This window comes from Mesorhizobium sp. M7A.F.Ca.MR.362.00.0.0, from assembly GCF_004023175.1.
Classification (GTDB): Bacteria; Pseudomonadota; Alphaproteobacteria; order Rhizobiales; family Rhizobiaceae; genus Mesorhizobium.
Map to the genome: position 1 here is coordinate 1 of NZ_RZTF01000171.1, position 3,585 is coordinate 3,585.

Sequence of the window (3,585 nt, forward strand, 5' to 3'; positions counted from 1 at the left end):
TGCTGGGACCGTCGGGCTGCGGCAAAACCACGACGCTGCGTATCCTGCTTGGCTTGGACAAAGACTTTTCCGGCTCCTTCCAGTTGCCGCAAGGAGGTTCGAACCGCGTCGCCGCCGTATTCCAGGAACCGACCCTGCTGCCGTGGCGAACGGTGGAACAGAATGTCAGGCTGGCGTTGCCGAAAAGCTTGAGAGCGAAAAATCTGGACGGGCTGTTCGACACGCTCGGCCTCGCCGGCATGCGCTCGCTCTATCCTGCCGAACTGTCGCTCGGCCTTGCGCGCAGGGCAGCACTTGCCAGGGCTTTCGCCACCGAGCCGGCGGTGCTTTTCCTGGACGAACCCTTTGTCTCGCTCGACGAACAGACCGCCGAGCGGCTTCGGCATCTGCTTTTGACCGTGTGGTCGGCACGGCCAACGACCGCCTTGATGGTGACGCACAATCTACGCGAGGCACTGATGCTGTCGGACCGCATCATCGTGCTCGCGCCACGGCCAACCCATGTGCTCGGCGTGTTCGACGTACGGTTGCCACGGCAACATCGCAATTCGCAGGTGATGAGCGATCTCCTGCGGTCGTTCCATCATAGATTTCCGGACGTCACCTGATCGCCTGCTGGCGAAATGCATATCGGAGGCCTTCATGTCGGTTGATCGGCTAAGACGCAGACTTGTGAGTGGCTTCACCTGCACCGCTGCCAGCGCCGCCTTGCTGCCATGCTGCCTCGGACGAGCCGTTCTGGCCGCAGGCGGCAGCTTGCGGTTCTCGACCACGCAAATCGCCGACGGCGTCTTCGCCTTCCAGGGCGCGGATGAATTGATGACCGCCGCCAACAACGGTGCGATCTGCAATCTGGGCGCCGTCATCGGCACCGATGCGGTTGCCGTCATCGACAGCGGTGGCAGCCTGATCGAGGCGCAGGCCTTTCTCGCCGCGATCGGAAAGCTGACAGCAAAGCCGGTTCGCTTCCTGGTCAACACCCACATGCATCCCGACCACATCTTCGGCAATGCGGCATTCCGGAAGATCGGCGCGACCATCGTCGGTCACCGCAATCTGCCGCGTGCTCTCGAGGCGCGTGGAGCGTTCTATCTGCACAACTATCGCGAACAGCTTGGCGAGGCGTTGATGGAGGGGATCGAGATCGTGCCGCCGACCATGCTGGTCGACGATCGCCTGCAACTCGACCTCGGCGGGCGCATGATCGAACTGCGGGCATGGAAGGCGGCGCACACCGACAACGACCTGACCGTATTCGATACCGCGACCAGAACGCTCTTTGCCGGCGATCTCGTGTTCATGGGCTCCTTGCCGACGCTCGACGGATCACTGCTTGGATGGCTCCGCCAGATGGATGTGCTCACCGCGATCGACGCCGCGCGCGTCGTTCCAGGCCATGGTCCTGTAACGGCCGACTGGCCACAGGCGCTGGCGGGGGAGCGACGCTATTTCGAGATTCTGGCGCGCGATATCCGAAAGGCGATCGCCGACGGAACGCCGCTGCGCGAAGCAGTCAAAACCGCTGGCGAAACCGAACGGGATAATTGGCACCTGTTCGACGACTACAACCAGCGCAACGCAACGGCCGCATTTGCCGAACTCGAGTGGGAATAGACGATGCCGACATGCGTCCAGCAGCTGTAAGGCACGGCGATTTGCCAAGGCGTCGCCAAAGGCTTATCCTCAACGCCAGCCTGGGCACCACCTCTCTGCATTGGTGGAGGCATCGAAATGCAAAATCACCCTTACTCGAGCCGGCAGCTCGCTTTGCCGCTCGCATCCGTTTTTGTCGCGATCATCTTGGCCATCGGCACGCTGCTCGGTTCCTCCGGAACCGCCAGCGCACAGCAAACAACCGCGTCCTCGGACAGAATCTGGCATGACTTGAAGGGCGACGTGTTCGGCGATCGGGCAATTCTGGTCGATACCGGCGTCGTCAGGATCGAAGCGCCGAAGCGGGCGCAGGATGCCGCCATCGTGCCCGTCGACATCTATCTCGATCCAGCCAAGGCGCCGGACGGCATCAAATCCGTTACCCTGATCATCGATGCCAACCCTGCACCGGTGGCGGCAACGTTCCAGCTCGGCAAGGATGCCGGCGTGACGCATCTTTCGACGCGCGTGCGCGTCAACGACTATTCCTATCTGCGTGCCATCGCTGAGACGCAGAGCGGCCAGCTCCATATGATGCAGACCTTCGTTAAGGCATCAGGCGGATGCTCCGCCCCTGCGGTCAAGAACCAGGACGAGGCCAACGCGACGATGGGTCAGATGAAGCTGCGCCAGTTCCCGCCCAAAGAGACGATGACCAAGACTGAGGAACTGCAGTTGATGATCCGGCACCCTAACAATTCGGGCCTGCAGCGCGATCCGCTGACCCAGTATTTCATACCGGCGCATTTTGTTCAGAAACTGTCGATCTCGCAAGCCGGCCGGCCGATCCTCTCCATGGAAGGTGGAATATCGATTTCGGAAGACCCCAATTTCCGGTTCGATTTCACCGTGCATGGCAACGGCGAAATCCAGGTGGAAGCGACCGACACGGATGGCAAAACATTCCGCAATCAGTGGCCCCTGGAGACAGCAGGTCTCTAAAGTATCCCTCTTGCGCCGTAATGCCGGGTGCTTGCCAGCTCGATCCCCGAAGTGAAGCTCATTTCGGGAGGATCATGTCCAGGCAAAGGATGGAACTCTATCCGGCTTGCGGAGGGAGCAGGCTCTAAAAGCAGCGCACGTCGGCTTCCGACTGCGCGCGCTTCAATTCGGTACGGGCGGCCTTCGCCGGTGCGCTTTCGCGAAACAGCCCAGCGTTTTCGCCTGTGGTCAAAGACATACTCTTGAAAGTCTCGGCCCTCTCATAGTGGTCGTACGGAAGGATCGAGGCGATGACGTCGATCGAGCAGGAACAGCTTTCCAGCGCCTTACGTGTCTGGCCGTTCGTCTGCATGCAGCCGAGCACGTAATCGGCAATCGTTGCTGTCGGGTAATCTCCCGCGGCGCCCGCCGGGTTTGCGAAGGCCAGCGGCGCGGCCAGGAGCAGCGGCAAGGTCGAAAATCCAACATATCTGATCATGGGAAAACCTCCGGTTAGCCTGGGCGCGATGTGCCAAGTCGGGATCACCGTGGCAGTTGGCAACGAGCCGCAGAGTCAGTCAAGCGCCCATGGCTTCCGTATACGACCAAAGGAGGAATGCGGTACTCATCGACCGTGGTTCCGCATGGCGGCCTGATGGCCCGCTCCACACCCCAACTCCAACGATCATCTCATGCTTGGCCCACTATCGATTCCCCATGCAGCACGTAGATGGCCAGGCCGAGACATCGAAGTGAATACCGCTAAATAAAATCCTTGCTTAGGTGAAATGTAAAACTCAAAAAATAATCAAATTTTATGCGGTCAACCGTTATTTAGCTAGTAGAAATACTTTATCTAACCAATACTGTCCTAGTTATTTCCTTATATTGCACCGCATCATTTACGATATTGCGGTGCAAAAAGACACCCAGGCTTTTTTGCTTGCCTAGCGTTTTGCGATGACATAGCCTCACCCTGTTTCCGGCTTCAAGGGCGTCACCGTCATTAGG

4 protein-coding genes are annotated in these 3,585 nt (G+C 59.4%); 3 read left to right on the plus strand and 1 reads right to left on the minus strand.

Features of this window, described 5'->3' with window-relative positions; all coding sequences use genetic code 11:
* The 3 genes from EOC06_RS20260 to EOC06_RS20270 form a co-directional block, all read left to right on the plus strand.
* On the plus strand, window positions 1–608 hold a 608-nt coding region (locus EOC06_RS20260), incomplete at its 5' end, for an ABC transporter ATP-binding protein (protein ID WP_128308616.1).
* Between the two features lie 34 nt (window positions 609–642).
* Window positions 643–1,614, plus strand: coding sequence for a quinoprotein relay system zinc metallohydrolase 2 (locus EOC06_RS20265; protein WP_128308617.1), 972 nt, complete (start codon window positions 643–645; stop codon window positions 1,612–1,614).
* Window positions 1,615–1,731: 117 nt separating this feature from the next.
* Window positions 1,732–2,595, plus strand: coding sequence for a quinoprotein dehydrogenase-associated SoxYZ-like carrier (locus EOC06_RS20270; protein ID WP_127269859.1), 864 nt, complete (start codon window positions 1,732–1,734; stop codon window positions 2,593–2,595).
* A gap of 124 nt (window positions 2,596–2,719) precedes the next feature.
* On the opposite strand, the gene EOC06_RS20275 is transcribed toward EOC06_RS20270, so the two are convergent.
* Entirely contained in the window at window positions 2,720–3,073 is a 354-nt protein-coding gene (locus EOC06_RS20275; protein ID WP_127269861.1) for a hypothetical protein, read from the minus strand.
* Window positions 3,074–3,585: the final 512 nt, after the last annotated feature.

Excerpts from the sequence above, each read along its gene's own strand:
- EOC06_RS20265 (WP_128308617.1), top strand. The coding sequence starts at position 643 with ATGTCGGTTGATCGGCTAAGACGCAGACTTGTGAGTGGCTTCACCTGC.
- EOC06_RS20270 (WP_127269859.1), top strand. The coding sequence starts at position 1,732 with ATGCAAAATCACCCTTACTCGAGCCGGCAGCTCGCTTTGCCGCTCGCA.
- EOC06_RS20275 (WP_127269861.1), bottom strand. The coding sequence starts at position 3,073 with ATGATCAGATATGTTGGATTTTCGACCTTGCCGCTGCTCCTGGCCGCG.